At 65.7% G+C, this 13666-nt stretch carries 14 protein-coding genes; 5 read left to right on the top strand and 9 right to left on the bottom strand.

From position 1 onward, the window contains the following. Nucleotides 1-125: 125 nt before the first annotated feature. From J9314_RS17835 to J9314_RS17825, 3 genes are all read left to right on the top strand, one after another. Nucleotides 126-797, top strand: coding sequence for a hypothetical protein (locus J9314_RS17835; protein WP_210603637.1), 672 nt, complete (start codon nucleotides 126-128; stop codon nucleotides 795-797). Nucleotides 798-1114: 317 nt separating this feature from the next. Further along, nucleotides 1115-1777, top strand: a complete 663-nt coding sequence (locus tag J9314_RS17830) for a copper chaperone PCu(A)C (RefSeq protein WP_210603636.1) — start codon at nucleotides 1115-1117, stop codon at nucleotides 1775-1777. Continuing rightward, nucleotides 1767-3080 (top strand): Dyp-type peroxidase, encoded by a 1314-nt coding sequence (locus tag J9314_RS17825; protein WP_246490488.1) that lies wholly within the window; start codon nucleotides 1767-1769, stop codon nucleotides 3078-3080. The genes J9314_RS17830 and J9314_RS17825 overlap by 11 nt, the downstream gene beginning before the upstream one ends. A gap of 122 nt (nucleotides 3081-3202) precedes the next feature. Here J9314_RS17825 and J9314_RS17820 read toward each other — a convergent pair whose 3' ends face one another. The 6 genes from J9314_RS17820 to J9314_RS17795 all read right to left on the bottom strand — a co-directional run bounded on the left by J9314_RS17820 (nucleotide 3203) and on the right by J9314_RS17795 (nucleotide 9708). After that, nucleotides 3203-4105, bottom strand: a complete 903-nt coding sequence (locus J9314_RS17820) for a glycine betaine ABC transporter substrate-binding protein (protein WP_210603635.1) — start codon at nucleotides 4103-4105, stop codon at nucleotides 3203-3205. Nucleotides 4106-4449: 344 nt separating this feature from the next. Continuing rightward, nucleotides 4450-5034, bottom strand: coding sequence for a methylated-DNA--[protein]-cysteine S-methyltransferase (locus tag J9314_RS17815; protein ID WP_210603634.1), 585 nt, complete (start codon nucleotides 5032-5034; stop codon nucleotides 4450-4452). 203 nt (nucleotides 5035-5237) lie between these two features. Further along, entirely contained in the window at nucleotides 5238-6149 is a 912-nt protein-coding gene (locus J9314_RS17810) for a glycine betaine ABC transporter substrate-binding protein (RefSeq protein WP_210603633.1), read from the bottom strand. A 59-nt stretch (nucleotides 6150-6208) separates the two neighbouring features. Further along, on the bottom strand, nucleotides 6209-7114 hold the full coding sequence (locus tag J9314_RS17805; protein WP_181275099.1) for an ABC transporter permease: 906 nt from the start codon (nucleotides 7112-7114) through the stop codon (nucleotides 6209-6211). Beyond that, nucleotides 7114-8424 (bottom strand): quaternary amine ABC transporter ATP-binding protein, encoded by a 1311-nt coding sequence (locus J9314_RS17800; RefSeq protein ID WP_181275098.1) that lies wholly within the window; start codon nucleotides 8422-8424, stop codon nucleotides 7114-7116. Before J9314_RS17800 ends, J9314_RS17805 begins: the two co-directional genes overlap by 1 nt. A gap of 471 nt (nucleotides 8425-8895) precedes the next feature. Next, complete coding sequence (locus J9314_RS17795; protein WP_210603632.1) at nucleotides 8896-9708, bottom strand: alpha/beta fold hydrolase; 813 nt, start codon at nucleotides 9706-9708, stop codon at nucleotides 8896-8898. Between the two features lie 47 nt (nucleotides 9709-9755). Between J9314_RS17795 and aroD the strand changes: the two genes are divergently transcribed. Next, nucleotides 9756-10538, top strand: a complete 783-nt coding sequence (gene aroD / locus J9314_RS17790) for a type I 3-dehydroquinate dehydratase (protein WP_210603631.1) — start codon at nucleotides 9756-9758, stop codon at nucleotides 10536-10538. 100 nt (nucleotides 10539-10638) lie between these two features. On the opposite strand, the gene J9314_RS17785 is transcribed toward aroD, so the two are convergent. Beyond that, a complete protein-coding gene (locus tag J9314_RS17785; RefSeq protein ID WP_210603630.1) occupies nucleotides 10639-10938 on the bottom strand; it encodes a DUF4235 domain-containing protein in 300 nt (99 codons plus the stop codon). 255 nt (nucleotides 10939-11193) lie between these two features. On the opposite strand from J9314_RS17785, the gene J9314_RS17780 reads away from it, so the two are divergent. After that, complete coding sequence (locus J9314_RS17780; RefSeq protein WP_210603629.1) at nucleotides 11194-11394, top strand: hypothetical protein; 201 nt, start codon at nucleotides 11194-11196, stop codon at nucleotides 11392-11394. Nucleotides 11395-11485: 91 nt separating this feature from the next. Here the strand turns inward: J9314_RS17780 and J9314_RS17775 are convergent, their stop codons facing one another. Then, on the bottom strand, nucleotides 11486-12373 hold the full coding sequence (locus tag J9314_RS17775; RefSeq protein ID WP_210603628.1) for an aminotransferase class IV: 888 nt from the start codon (nucleotides 12371-12373) through the stop codon (nucleotides 11486-11488). Beyond that, the gene (locus J9314_RS17770) at nucleotides 12370-13473 is read right to left on the bottom strand and encodes a VIT1/CCC1 transporter family protein (RefSeq protein ID WP_210603627.1); all 1104 of its coding nucleotides are present in this window, start codon (nucleotides 13471-13473) and stop codon (nucleotides 12370-12372) included. Before J9314_RS17770 ends, J9314_RS17775 begins: the two co-directional genes overlap by 4 nt. Between the last annotated feature and the right edge of the window lie 193 nt (nucleotides 13474-13666).

Raw genomic sequence — 13666 nt, 5'->3', positions numbered from 1 at the left:
GTGTGAGGGGGCTGTGCATTCAGCCCTCGACCAGTGACCGCTCGTAGGTGCACACCGACTCAGTGAGACGAACCCAGTCGGGCAACCTCAGCGGGCAACCTCGGTGACGGAGTGAAGGAGGGAACATGACCGGATGGACGAAGTCCGTGCGCGCTCTCTTCGCTGCCCTCATCACCACCCTCCTCGCGCTTCTCATGCACGTCGGTGCGGGCGGCGGCGCCTCCCCGATCGGCACCGGCATCGTCTTCGTCCTCGTTCTGTGGGCGGCGATGATCCTCGCCAGCCGACGCCTCGGATACCTCGCGCTGACCGCTCTGCTCGGACTCGGGCAGGTGCTCATGCACGTGACGATGGGCTGGGCGGCCGGCGGACACGCGAGCGGCCATGCCGCCTCGGCGGGCGTCGGGGCGACATCGCACGCCACCTCGGCGAATGGTTCCGTCGGCGCCCACGCCGGACACCTCGTTCCGGCCTCCGGGTCGCTTGATCTCAGCTCTGCCGCGGCTGGGCTCGGGCACGCCGGCCACAGCGGCACGTCGACGGGCATGCTCCTCGCCCACATCGTCGCCGTCGCGATCACAGCGGTGATCCTCAAGCGCGGTGAGGACATCGTCCTGAGCATCCTGCAGCTTGCCCTGGGCCCTGTGATCGGCGCCCTGCAGGCTCTCGCCGAGGCGACCGGCATCCTTGCCGAGCATCCGTTCCGTTCGCCCGGCGATCGGTTCCGGCTCCCGCAGGCGGTCACCTCGGCGGTGATGGGTCCGAACTATCGGCGCGGACCGCCCGCACTCGTCTGACACCTCATCCGCGGCGACACGGCTCGCCGCACACCATTCCTCATCGGATGGCCGCCCACGCAGAGGCGGCCGCCGACCATGAGGTGACAGTCGAGCATCCCGCCCGCGCATAATGCGCCCTGCGGCGACGACGATCGCGACCGCCGGCGTCGGCACGCGCGAACACGCCCCGCCGGGTCGGCACACGCGAACGTGCCCCGCTCCCCGTGTCGCGGCGCATGCCAACGTGTCGTGCGCACCTGCCTGCAGCGACCCGGCCCTGCCCGCGCCGATGCGAACCATGCTCGACTGCACCAGAAGACGAAAGTGCAGACATCATGCGAAAGAACATCACACTGGCCTTTGCCCTGCCCATCGCCGTCGTGCTCGGCCTCTCCGGCTGCGGACAGTCCGAGTCCCAGGCATCCGGGTCCGAACCGAGCGAGGTCGCCTCATCCCAGGTCGAGGCCGCGGGGCTCAGCCTCGTCGACGCCTGGGTCAAAGCGGCCGACGACGGAATGACGGCGGTCTTCGGCGAACTCCACAACAGCACCGATCATGACATCAACCTCGTCGAGGCGAAATACTCGGACGCGGAGATGGTTCAGCTCCACGAGACGACCGAGGACGGATCGGGCGGAATGTCGATGCAGGAGAAGAAGGGCGGCTTCGACATCCCGGCAGGGAATAGCGTCAGCCTCAAACCCGGCGGCGATCACATCATGATCATGGGCCTGAAGAAGGCGATCAAACCCGGCGAGCAGATCACCGTCGAACTCGTCACCGCCGACGACCAGACCACTGAGGTCACGGCAGTGGCCAAGGAGTACTCCGGTGCCCAGGAGGACTACGCACCGGGTGAGGCTGACAGTGGCCACGACGGTGACGGAGACGAGAAGTCCAGCGACAACGGTGAGAGCAGCGACCACGCTGACTCCGACCACGCTGACTCCGACCACGGAGGCTCTGAGTCCGACCACGGGGATCACGGTGACCACTGAGCCCGAGCGGTCCGGCTTCAGCCGCCGAGGTCTCATCACCTCGGCGGCTGCCGCCGGCGGTGCCGGACTCGTCGGTGCGACGGCCGGGTTCGGCATCGGCCGGTACGGCCCGGGATCGAACGGCGCATCCGACGGTGAGGGAGGGCAGCCTCGGCGAGACCTGGACGGAGCGAACGGGGCAGAGGTCGAGCCGTTCTACGGCACCCATCAATCAGGTGTCGAAACTCCACCCCAAGCGCACGCGCACTTCCTCGCGTTCACGATGAAACCGGGGATCAAGGCCGCCGAGGCGGTCCGCTGGCTTCGACTGCTCACCGCGGATGCGGCCGCGCTGACGCAGGGGAGACCCCCGTTGGCCGATTCCGAGTCCGAACTCACCGTCGACCCCGCGCGGCTGACCGTGACCTTCGGCTTCGGCCCGGGCCTCGTCGCCTTGGCAGGTAAGCAGCATGTGCCGGACTGGCTGAAACCCCTGGAGAAGTTCCGGATCGATGATCTCGACCCGGACCGGTGCACGGGCGATCTGCTCCTGCAGATCTGCGGCGACGACCCGCTGACCGTGGCTCATGCCCGCCGGATGCTGTTCAAAGACACCCGGACCTTCGCCGAGGTGGCCTGGCAGCGTGGGGGATTCCGCCGCGCCTATGGTTCCACGGGGGAGGGGAAGACTCAGCGGAACCTCTTCGGTCAGCTCGACGGCACCGCCAATCCCGGGCCCGGGTCCGAGGACTTCGCGCGGATCATCTGGGGCCAAGGCACAGACAGGGCCGACCCTGTGTACTCGGCCCGCGGGGAGCCGCCGACCGACCTCGGATCACACCAGCCGCCGTGGTTGGACGGCGGCACGACGCTCGTGCTGCGCGACATCGCAATGAACCTCGACACCTGGGACAAGGCCGACCGGCCGGCCCGGGAGTTCTCCACCGGGCGAACCCTGGACACCGGTGCGCCGCTGTCGGGCACGGACGAGTTCGACGTCCCCGACTTCACCGCCGTGGACAAGCGGGGACTGACGAAGATCTCGAAGGCCGCGCACATCGCTCGCGCTCGGGACGGGTTCGGCCCGGAGGTGCAGGTCCACCGCCGCACCTACAACTACGAGACCGGTGCGGGAGGAGACACGGGGCTGCTGTTCGCGTCTTTCCAGGCCGATATCGAGCGGCAGTTCCTGCCGATCCAGCGCCGCCTCGCCGAGGTTGACCTGCTCAACGAGTGGACCACCCCGATCGGGTCGACCGTCTGGGCGATCCCGCCGGGAACCTCGGACGGGGGCTACATCGGCCAGGAGCTGTTCGAAGGGTGAATGAGCAGGGCGGGCCGCTCGATGGAGCGGCCCGCTCAGCGCGGCGGCTTGCCCGGTGATGCGATCAGCCGGCCGCTCAGCGCAATCGCTCGCTCAGCTCAAACGCCGACCAGTCAGCACGCTCAGTCGGCGATCTCGGAATCGAAGGCCGACGGGTTGTCCTTGATCCACTGATCGACGGCGTCGCCTTCCTGCCCCTCGTCGTATTCATTGACGATGAGGTCCTCGAGTTCACCGTACGTCTTGTCATCGAGCTTGATCCCCTTGATGAGCTCGGATGCTTCGGGGAACTCGTCGCTGAAGCCGTCGGCGCCGAGGAAGTGCATCTTCTCGGGATCGCCCATGGCGTTCTTCGGATCCTTGAGGTCCTTGACGTCATAGGCGTTGTTCGCCCAGAACGGTCGCCACAGGGTGACGACGATGTCTTCCTTCGCGTCGATGGCATTGCCCAGCTCGGCGAGCATGGCCGGGGTCGACGAGGTGACGAGCTCGAAGTCCTTGTCCAAGCCGTATGCCGGCATCATCGAATCCTTCGTCACGGCAGTCAGACCGGCTCCGGGCTCGATGCCGATGATCTTGCTGTCGAACTTCTCGGCGTTGTCCTTGAGCTCGTCGATCGAATCGATGTCCGAGTAGGAGGGCACGACGATCGTGTTCTGCGCCTTGTCGTAGTAGGTGCTGATGTCCTCGATCTTGTCGCCGTACTTGTCCATGTACTGCTTATGGGTTCGCTCCGGCCATGCGGACGGGTAGACGTCGATATCGCCGTTCGCGACGCCTGCGTAGAGGATCGCGGCCTCCGACATCGACTGCAGCTCGGTATCGTATCCGAGCTTCTCGAGCTGGTCCTCGAGCAGGAACGCGGTGCTGCGGCTGTCGGACCACGAGGAGATGTAGCCGATCGTGATCGTTCCCTTGTCGCCGTCGGAACCTGAGTCCTTGCTCGCCTCCTGGGAGCACCCGCTCAGGGCGAGTCCCAAGGCCGCGCATGCGGCGACGAGTGAGGTGATTGTGCGTGATTTCATCGGTGTCCTCTTCGTGGTGGCTGCTCGAACGCGGGGCACCGCCGACGCTGGCGGTTTCGGCGGTTCGAGCAGGAACATGGAGCGCGAAATAATTTGTGATCACAAATACCGGTACGCCAATGTAATCACATTATTCAACCGACTTCCAGTGGTTTCTGCCGAGCGTGGACCGTCACCGCGGACTTCCGATGTCTGCAGCCGACCTACTGCCGCGGACTTCCGATGACTGCCGTCGGCTTCCTACCGTCGACTTCCCACCGCCGGCTTCCTGCCGCCGACTTCCTGCCGCCGACTTCCTGCAGCCGACCTACTGCCGTCGACTTCCTGCCGCCGGCGCGAGCGGGTCAGAACAGCGGCCGCAGCAGGGCGTCTTCGAACTCGAGGAGGCGCCGCTTGGTCTCGAGTTCGTGGCCCGGCAGTCCACCCGAATACCCGCCGAGACCGTCACCGGCGACGACCCGATGGCATGGGACGATGATCGGAATCGGATTGAGTCCCATGATCCCGCCGACAGCGCGCGCTGGGATGCCTGTGCCGCTTGCCTCCGCGAGTTCGCCGTAGGTCACGGTCGTGCCTGCCGGCACTCGTTCGGCCAGGGTCGTGAGCACTGTGCGGGCGACGTCCGAGACCTGACCGAAGTCGACCGGCAGATCGAAATCGCCGAGGCGGCCGTCGAAGTAGGCACGCAGCTGAGTGACCGCCTCGTTAAGGAGGGGATTGTCGAAATCGGTCGGTGAGTCCGCACTCGGTTCGGTGGGGTCGGTTCCGTTTCGGGGTGGAACGGTTGCGATTCCGGCCGGGTCGGGGGCAGCGGGAGGCCCGACAGCCTCGGCGGGGGTGGCCCATTCGAGGCCGACGACAGCGCTGACGCCACAGGTCACGGTCAGCGAGCCGACGAAGGTGTCGAGGGTGACGGAGCTCGTCGTCATGGTGCTCCTCCCATCTGCCGTCGGTCCATTTCAGAAGACGGTGCTATTTCGGATGACAGGGCCCTTCCTGTCGACAGTGCCGATTCGGACGACAGTGCCCTCCCGACTCCGAGAAGTCGGGAGGGCACTGTCAGATGTGGCGGTCACCGCCGAGAGGAGAACGCGAATTCTCCTTCAGCGCGATGATCGCCGTGGCGAACCGATCACTTGTCGTCGTCGGTCAATTCGCCGTCGTAGGCGTCGGGGTTGGCCTTCAGCCATTCGGTGATGGCCTTCTCGCCGTCGTCCTTGTGCTTGTTGACGACGAGGTCCTCGAGCTCACCGTACTGCTTGTCATCCATCTTGATCTTGCCGATGTAGTCGGCGGCGTCCGAGTTCTCTTCGCCGAAGCCCTTGGTGGCGGTGAAGTGAAGCTTCTCAGGATCACCCATGGCACCCTTCGGGTCCTTGAGGTCCTTGACCGGGTATTCGTTGTTGGCCCAGAACGGACGCCACAGGGTGACGACGATGTCCTTCTCGGCGTCGGTGGCATTGCCGAGCTCGGTGAGCATGGCGGCCGTCGACGAGGTGACGAGTTTATACTCGCCATCAAGACCGTATTCGGGAATCATCGCCTTCGTGGCCTTGGTCAGACCGGCACCGGGTTCGATGCCGACGATCTTGCCGTCGAAGTCCTTGCCCTTGCCCTTGAGGTCTTCGATGGAGTTGATGTCCTTCATGTACTTCGGCACGGCGATGGTGAGCACCGCATTGTCGTAGTATGCGCCGAGGTCCTCGAGGTCGTCGCCGTACTTGTCGATGTACTGCTTGTGTGTGACCTCGGGCCACGAGGACGGATAGATGTCGATGTCGCCGTTGGCGACACCGGCGTAGAGGACGGCGGCGTCGCTGAAGGTCTCGGTCTCGACGTTGTAGCCCATCTTGCCCAGCTGGTCTTCGAGCAGGAGCGAGATGCTCTGACCGTCGGTCCAGCCGGTGACGTAGCCGAGCTTGATGTCGCCCTTGTCTCCGCCTCCGCTGCCGTCGTCCTTCGATGCTTCCTGGGAGCACCCGGTCAGAGCGAGGCCGAGTGCTGCCACTGCAGCGACGATCGGGGTGAGGAATCTTCTCTTCATTGTGTGTTCCTTTTCTCTAGTGGTCGACTTGTCCGAATGTGTGCCCGACGCTTGGGCGATCACGCCTTGGCAGTCGCGGCCGCAGCCTTGTTCTTCGCGCTGCGGCGGCGCATGACCGCGACGAGCGAAGCCGGATAGTCCTTGGCGTTGCCCAGCGCCGCGGTCACGCGGTCGAGATAGACCGCGATGATGACGACGCCGAGGCCGGCCTCGACGCCGAGCGGCAGGTTCTGGGTGGCGATCGCTTCGACGACGTTCTTTCCGAGTCCGTCGGCGCCGACCATGCCGGCTATGACCGCCATGGCCAGGGCGAGCATGATGACCTGGTTGATGCCGGCCATGATCGTCGGCGTGGCCAAGGGCAGCTGGACCCCGCGGAGGATCTGTCCGGGAGTCGCGCCGAACGACTGTCCGGCTTCGACCGTCTCGGAATCCACTCCGCGGATGCCGAGTTCTGTGAACCTGACACCCGGAGGCAGAGCGAAGATCACCGTGGCCACGAGGCCGGGCACGACGCCGATGCTGAAGAAGGTCACAGCCGGGATGAGGTAGACGAAGGCCGGCATCGTCTGCATGAAGTCGAGCACCGGTTTGATGATGGTCGAGGCCGTATCGTTGCGCGCGGCGAGAATGCCGACCGGTATGGCGACGATGACGGCGATGATCGCAGCGATGAGGACGAGCGCCAGTGTCTGCATCGAGGCCACCCACTGATCCATCGTCATGATGAAGAACAGTGTGATCACTGTGCCCAGGGCCATCTGCCAGGACCGCAGGACCCAGCCGAGCAGTGCGAGGATGAGGATGATCACCAGCGGATGGAGGTCGACGAGCACATTCGTGAGGATGTCGATGAGCAGGCTGAATAGCCAGGTCACAGCATCGAAGAACCAGGCGACATTGTCTTTGAGCCAGTCGAAGGCGGAGTCGACCCAGGTGCCGACGGGAATACGGATGTTCTCCATCAGAGGGCACCCCTTTCGTTTGCGGCATCGGCTTCGGTCGCATCACCGGTTTCGGCGAGGACCTGATCGATGAGACCGGAGTCCACAGGTTCGGGCCATTCAGCAGCGCTCTCTTCCTGGGGCGCTTCGTCGTTGCCGTTCTGATTGCCGAGGGCAGCCAGCAGGGTTGCGCGGGGCACCACGCCCACCAGCTGACCGTCGTCGTTGGTCACCGGCACCGGCAGGGGAGTCTCTGAGGACGGCAGGAAGAGATCGATGAGCAGATCGTCGGGAGAGGCCGTCTGGGCGGCAGGCTTGATGATCTCGTCCAGCGTCGTCCCGCCCTTGCGGAGGTGGTCGATGCAGTCGCGGTCGTAGACCACGCCGAGGAACTTCCGGTGCCGATCCATGACGTAGATCGCGGAGGAGTTGCTCTCCCGCATGCTGCGGAGGGCGACCCGAGGTCCGTTCTGGTTCGAGACGGTCTGGCGTGCCTTCTCCATCACGTTGTTGGCGGTGAGCACGCGGGCGCGGTCGACGTCGTGGACGAACTGCGCGACGTAGTCGTTGGCCGGATCGGTGAGGATGTCCTCCGGGGTTCCGACCTGGACGATGCGGCCGTTGCGCATGACCGCGATCCGGTCGCCGAGGAACATCGCCTCATTGAGGTCGTGGGTGATGAAGATGATGGTCTTCTGCAGCTCCGACTGGAGCTCGACGAGCTGTTCCTGCATTTCGCGGCGGATCAGCGGGTCGAGCGCAGAGAAGGCTTCGTCCATAAGCAGGATGTCGGTCTCTGCGGCCAGAGCGCGGGCCAGACCGACGCGCTGCTGCATACCGCCGGAGAGCTGCTCGGGGAATTTGTCACCCCAGCCTTCGAGGCCGACGGCCTTGAGCCACTTGTCGGCGGCCTTGTCACGCTCGGCCTTCGCTACTCCCCGGATCTCGAGGGCATAGGCGGCATTGTCTCGGACCGTGCGGTGCGGCAGCAGAGCGAAGTGCTGGAACACCATCGAGATGTGCTCGCTGCGGACCTTGCGCAGGGCAGCGTCATCGATCTTCGCGATGTCGGTGCCGAGGACCTCGACCGATCCCGAGGTGGTCGGCCACAGGCCATTGAGCGTGCGGATGAGAGTGGACTTGCCGGACCCCGACAGGCCCATGACGACGAAGATCTCGCCGGCTTCGACCTCGAAACTCGCGTCGATGACCGCGGCAGTTCCGAGTTTGGTCAGGTCATCGCGGTCGGCGCCCTCTTCGAGTCGCTTGACGACTTCGTTTTGGCGCTTGCCGAAGACCTTGTACACGTTTGATGCTTTGACAACGCTCACGCGTTTCCTCCTTGCATTCTTGACCCTCCGCAAGAACGAGAGGCTTCACCCCCGTTTCGCGATTCGGCGATGGCGATCTCTGGTTCATCGCACTTCAGCCTCGCCGCGCACGGATTTCTCACTCCCCATTGTAGTTTTATTCAGGTTTTTCGACGGAAGGTTTTGTGCGGTTGAGCGGAGTGGCGAGCTTGACTACCCGTCTGACCTGCGAAGATACAAGCGTGTGCGTTACTTGATTGTTATAAACATTGCTTGGGCCATGTAGATGTGCCCTTATTCGATTTGTTATTCCCTGCCGATCTTTGTTGCGAAAGGCGCCCTTGCCTCACTGAATGCGGACGACGGTGTCCGACTCTCTGTGAAAGCCGATCATAGCCCGGCCGATGGGCCGGCGGAAGCTCAGGAGGGAGGCCCGGCCGATGGGCCGGCGGAAGCTCAGGAGGGAGGCCCGGCCGATGGGCCGGCGGAAGCTCAGGAGGAAATGCCGAGCGATTCGGTGAGGAAACGCGCGACGGCTGGGGTGACCACCTCGGCGAATTCCTCGAAGAAGCCATGCCGTCCCTCCGGCTGGATGAGCAGCTGCGAACCGGCGATGCGCTCATGCAGGATGCGGGCGTTGTCGACCGGGTTCATCCGGTCCTCGTCGCCATGGATGATCAGCGTCGGCGCGGTGATCTCGGGCAGGCGGTCCCACGCGTTGTGACTCGCACTGATGCGCAGGTGGGCCGCGGATTCGGCGGCCGTCATCGAATCATCGCCGAGCAGTTTGCTGTACTTCGCGGACACCGTCCACGCGGGAGTGTAGAAGAGGCCGAATAGGTAGCGGGTGTGCTCCTCGCCGTGCAGGCGGGCAAGGTTCTGCCCGACCTCGCGCGGGCGCTTGACCGAGTGCGGTCCGCCCGGGGTCGTGCAGCCGAGCACGAGCGCGCTCACCCGCTCAGGGAAGTCGAGGGTGAGCATCTGCGCGATCCGCCCGCCCATCGAGGTGCCGTAGACACACGCGCGATCGACGCCGAGGTGGTCGAGCACCTCGGCGGCGTCGGCGGCGAAGCTCGCGGTCGACAGCTTCCCGAGCTCCCCACGGCTGCCGCCCGTTCCGCGGTAGTCGAAGGTGATCGTGCGAAACTGCGGTTCGAAGTCCTCGCGCAGGCCGTCCCACCACTCGTGCGAGTTCGCCTGGCCCTGGAGCAGAAGCAGTGCCGGAGCCTCGGCTGGGCCGCTGACCTGGACCGCGAGCGGGAATCCGTCGCGAGTGCTGATCCTGGTCTCCTGCCGCGTCTCCACCTGTGTCCTCCTGCCTGCGCGCGCCGCACAGCGCCTACGCTTGAGTCATGCTGCCTCTGCCGTTTCTCAATCCTGCCGCAGGTACGCCCGCCGTGCGCAATCCACTGCGTCCGTCCCTCATCGTGCCTACTCAGGCCGTCGATGCCGATGACTTGAGTTCCCATTGCGCCGAGGCGGCCCGGACCGGCGTCGTCGACGTCGTGGAATGGCGCATCGATCCTCTGCTTGCCGGCAGCGACGCTGATGGTGCGACGCGCGCCGAGGCGGTTCTGGCCCTGCTTCCGCACGCCGTCGCGGCCGGTCTGCCGGTGCTCGTGACGCTGCGCACCGGGTTCGAAGGCGGACTGGTCGATATCGCTGAGGATGAGTACGCCGAGGTGGTCCGGCACCTCATCGCAGGACTGTCCGGCACCGTTCCCATCGCCCTCGACATCGAGATCGACCGGGCGGAGTCTCATGCCCTCATCGCTGCGGCGCGCGAAGCCGGGATTCCGGTCGTCGCCTCTCATCACAACTTCGAGTCCACGGACTCAGAAGAGGACCTGCTGGCCACCTTCCGCAGGATGGCCGAAGCGGGTGCCGATGTGGCGAAGGCGGCGATGATGCCGCGGTCCCCGGTCGATGTTGCGCGTCTGCTGGCCGCGACCGCCGAGGCGCAGGAGGAACTGGGATGCCCCGTGCTCGGCATCTCGATGGGTCAGCTGGGCCGAGCCAGCCGGATCATGGGCGCGGACTTCGGCAGCTGCGCGACATTCGCGCAGATCGGCGAGGCCTCGGCGCCGGGTCAGATCGACGCCGCGCACCTCGCCGAGATCCTCGACCGCATCTGAGTGCGAAGTCGCCCCGAAGCGCGAACGACAACGGGACCCACACCCGTTCGATGGGTGCAGGTCCCGTACCGTTCAGCCGGCGACGATCCGCCGGCGATGTTCAGTCGGTGGTCTCTTCGACCTGCTTGCGGAACTTCTTCGGCAGCGCCTCCTCGCCGAAGTTGTTGCGCACGGTGTTCGCGGCGATGCGCTGCACGACGAGCTGAGCCACCGCGACGCCGACTCCGGAGACGATGGTCCAGGCGAGGGCCTCGGACATCGAGATCTCATCGTCGACTGGGTTTGACGGCGCCGGACGCTTCGTCGACTTCTCCCAAGCGACGGTCAGGGTCTTGCGAGCGACGAATGCGGCTGCGATGGGCGCTCCCACGCCGATGATCTGCCAAGCGAGCTTTCCCATGCTCGTGTCCTTTCCTTGAAGCCAGGTCCCACGACCGTTCGAGCCGTGTGAACGTATTCCGTCCGAGTCAACACTAACTCAGGACGTGGCGCACGCCTCTCAGCGGTGCCGACGTACCCAGGGATGAGTCAGAAAGTCCCTGCATCTCATACTTTTGGGGGATGCGCTTTCGGCTGTGCGCCCGATAGCTTGAAAGCACGCTTCGGTCGGGGTAAGGGAAGGCCCTCGCCGAGGCGGAGCTGAGAAAGGCGCATCATGCTGAGGAAATGGAAGACTCGGGTCGTCACCGGACTGTTCGTCTGTGGTGCCCTCGGGTTCTTCCTGGCGCTGCTGCCCGGTCTCTCCGGCATCTTCTGGGTGCTGTGGCTGACCGGGTGCGCGGCCTGCATCCTCGGGCTCGTGCTCGCCTTCACTCTCCCCTCGTCGGCGAAAGCCGACGCCCTGCCCCGAGCCTGAGCGCTCGGGGCAGCGCATCCCCCACTTCAGCCACGCAGTTCAAACGTGCAGTTCAGCCGCGTAAAGCAGTCACGAACATCGGCCGTGCAGATCAGCCGACCTGGACGATCTCCTGGAATCGCGTCGTCAGTGCGTCGTCGACAGCGATCGCATTCCCGTCGAGTTCACGCAGCGCCGCAGCGGTGCGCATCGATGAGACGTACCACGCGCCGTCGGCGGTCTTGACGTCCTCGAGGCTGAGATCGGCGTATTCGGCCCTCAGCCCCAGCTCCTCGGCATGATCGAAGATCAGCCGCTGCGTCGTCCCCGACAGCAGCCCCGCCGCGGGATCGGGTGTGAGCAGGCGGTCGCCTCGGCGGATGATGATGTTCGCGGTCGGCCCCTCGAGGACGATGCCGTCGTGGGAGACGAACAGGGCTTCATCGGCTCCGCGCTGCCCGGCATAGCGCCCGGCTGCCTGATTGACCGCATACGACAGGGTCTTCGCCCCGATGAGCAGCCAGGGAGCCTTGCTGCCGATATAGGCGTCGAAGCCGCGGTCGAGGCTGACGGCGGTGACGCCGTGTGCGCGGGCCGTGTGGATGTGTTCGTCCACCGGGACGGGGAACGCCCATCCGCGTGGGCGGACCGTGCCGTCGGCACCCACCTCGCCGCGCGAGAGGGCATAGCGGATCCCGAACTCGGCGATCGTCGCATCGGCGGCGGTCACCTCGGCGATCAGTTCGTCGATGACCCGATCCCAGAGCACGGGGTCGGGATCGGGCAGATCCAGCGCCGAGGCGGACGTGCGGAAACGTGCGAAGTGGCGGTCTCGCGAGACGACGGTGATCCCGTCCTCACCCACGCTGACCAGCACCGTTTCGAAGATGCCGTCCCCTCGATGGGCGGAGAGATCGGTGACCGGCAGCTGTGCGGCGGCCAGCTCGGTGAGTGCGAACGTCGCATCGGTCGGGTCGACGAGGATGAGCGGGTCGGTCATGCAGTGCCTCCGAAGAACAGGCCGAGGATATAGGTCACGGCGGCGGCGCCGAAGCCGATGCCGAGCTGGCGCAGGGCCCGCGGCCCCGGGGATTTGCCCGAGAGCAGGCCGACGATGCCGCCGGTGAACAGCAGGGCGATGCCCACCAGGCCGGCGGAGAGGATCACTGCGGGCAGCCCGGTCATGCCGAAGACGTAGGGCAGGATCGGGATCAGCGCACCGGAGGAGAAGAAGCAGAAGCTCGACAGTGCGGCACCGAGGCCCGTGCCGAGCTCATCACGGTCGACTCCCGAGTCGATGGCCGGCAGCTTCGGGGGCTGCTGGTTCTTCGCCGCCGCGATCGCGCGATTCGCTCGGGCTTCGGCCTCGCGGGCGTCCATACCGCGGGCACGGAAGACGAGCGCGAGCTCGTTGGCGTCGATGTTGAGATCGGCCAGGGCGTGCCGGGACTCGGGGTCCGGGGTCGAGGCGTCCAGGAGCTCGCGCTGGGACCGTACGGAGATGTACTCGCCGGCACCCATCGACAGGGCTCCGGCGAGGAGCCCGGACGCGCCGGTGAGCAGGATGACGGTGTTCGAGACTCCCGCAGCGCCGACGCCGAGAACGAGGGCCAGATTCGAGACGAGTCCGTCGTTGGCGCCGAAGACGGCGGCGCGGAAGTTCCCCGACAGGCGTGCTCGGGATCGGGCGGCCAGTGCCCGGACCACCTCGGCGTGGATGCGTTCGTCGGCGGCCATCTCCGCCGAGGCGGCATCGTCGTCCTCATAGGGAGAGCTCGTCTCCGACTGCTGCGCGAGCGCGAGGACGAACACGGAGCCGAACATGCGGCCGAAGAAGGCCAGACAGCGGGTGACGAGGTCGGCCGAGCGACGCTTCTCCGCGTGCTCGCCCAAAAGCTCGATCCAGTGCTCCTGATGACGGGATTCGGCGGTGGCGAGGCTGAGGAGGATCTCCCGATCCTCGCCCCTGCGGCGTTCGGCGAGGTCGCGGTACACCCGTTCCTCTAGCCGTTCGTTGGCGAGGTAGCGCTGCCAGCGGCGGATCGTCCGTCTGTCGGGGGCAGCGGGCTGGGCGCCTCCCGCGGAATCGTTGGTCGTCACTGGTCCGAGTCTAGTCGTGTGGTCGGGCCCGGCACAGGGGCGGGGCGGGAGGCCGTGATTGAGCCTGTGGGGCGGGGGTGCGCGAGCGCGGGTCGATTAGGTGTGGGGACAATGCCACCGCAGGTCAGTCGCACGGAAACCGCAATCGCACCACGGCCGCGAAACCATTCAGTGACCGGTTGTTATCAATTCG

Origin of the sequence: Brevibacterium oceani (assembly GCF_017948325.1) — a bacterium.
GTDB classification, from domain to species: Bacteria; Actinomycetota; Actinomycetes; order Actinomycetales; family Brevibacteriaceae; genus Brevibacterium; species Brevibacterium oceani.
Note: the sequence above shows the minus strand (reverse complement) of the source record. Positions and strands in the feature narration are given on the sequence as shown.